Here is a 1,500-nt window from a genome sequence, read left to right as displayed (position 1 = left end):
AAGCAACCTCGCGTGGGGCTCGGCCGCCGCGCGCGATGCGGCCGCAAAGGCGGGCGCCCCCACCGCCACCGCGCAGGACGCGGTGGACTGGATCAACGCAAACCTCTCGGACGGCAACTCCGTGGCGTACGCGCTTGCGTCCGCGCTCATGAACGGCGGCGCCACGCCCGTCAAGCTGACGGCGGGCAAGGCCGCGACGCTGCAGAACGGCTACTGGCTCATCGTGGCGGACGAGTCCGCGCTGGGCGAGCAGCAGAGCGGCACCGCGCCGGTCTTCGTGCTGGTGGGCGACGGCAGCAAGAGCGTCAAGCCCAAGTCCGCGGTGCCCACCGTGACCAAGCACGTGCAGGAGAACAGCACCTCCGCCTGGCAGAAGGCGGCCGACGCCAACGTGGGCGACGACGTGCTGTGGCGCCTGGAGGCCACCGTGCCGGCGGGCGTGCAGGGCTACACCAGCTACGACGTGGTGTTTGCGGACACGATGTCCGCCGGGCTCGACCCCAGCAAGGTCGCGTCCTCGGCCCGCGTGTACGTCAAGGCGGGTACGGGCTCCGCGTGGGTCAAGTCCACCTCGGACGTCCCCACCACGGGGGAGAAGAACGCGGCCGGCTGGCAGGACGTGACTGCCCAGTGCACCATCGCGGTGGAGGGCCAGTCCTTCTCCGTCAAGTCGCCAAACCTGGTGGCGACGCTCGGGGCGGATGCGCTCAAGGCCGGCGGCGCGCAGGTGTGCGTGATCTACAACGCGCCCCTCAACCAGAAGTGCAACCACGGCGCGGCCGAGGGCAACCCCAACGAGGTCGTCCTCAAGTACCCCAAGTCGCCCTTCAGCTACCAGGAGTACCTGAGCACCCCCAAGGACGACGCCACGGCCTACACCTGGGACGTGCTGCTGACCAAGCGCTCCAGCGCGGGCGACGCCGTGCTGAGCGGCGCGGTGCTGGGCGTGACGGACCCGCAGGGCCGCCACCTGGCGCAGGACGGCAGCTGGCACAAGTCCGGCCAGACCGTGACCACCAACGCCAAGGGCCAAGTGCGCCTGAGCGGCGTGGACTCCGGCACCTATCGCGTGAGCGAGGCCAGAGCGCCCGAGGGCTACCAGCGCTTCGAGGGCACGCGCAAGCTGGTCCTCACCGTGACGGGCCTCGACGTGAGGCAGGTCGCCTCCGCGCACCCCACGCTCACCATCCAGGCGGAAAGCCCGCTGCGCGCGGACGCCGTCGAAGGCTCCACCAGCCTCGCCCAGGCGAGCATCCTCAACACCCCCACGACCACCGTCCCGCCCACGAGCAAGGGCGGCAACGGGATCGTCAAGACGGGAGACCTGATCAACCTTGCGCCGGTCGCTCTGCTGGCGCTCGCGGGAGCCGGATTGGCGGTGATAGGCCTAAGGGTGCGCAAGAGGGGCGAGAAGAACCAACGCTAGGGCCCAGGCCCCCGCGTGGGTTCGGCAAGGCCCGTCGCTCACGGTTTTGGTAATCATGCGGATGCGTCCGCTGA

At 70.2% G+C, this 1,500-nt stretch carries 1 protein-coding gene; it reads left to right on the top strand.

Translation table 11 applies throughout. The features are described 5' to 3' along the window. Positions 1 to 1,426, top strand: a 1,426-nt coding sequence (locus ACI38Z_RS00410) for an isopeptide-forming domain-containing fimbrial protein (RefSeq protein WP_439788216.1), incomplete at its 5' end; no start/stop codon positions are given. Between the last annotated feature and the right edge of the window lie 74 nt (positions 1,427 to 1,500).

The organism is Parafannyhessea sp., assembly GCF_051876455.1.
GTDB lineage: Bacteria > Actinomycetota > Coriobacteriia > Coriobacteriales > Atopobiaceae > Parafannyhessea.
This window is presented reverse-complemented; position numbering and strand designations above follow the sequence as displayed.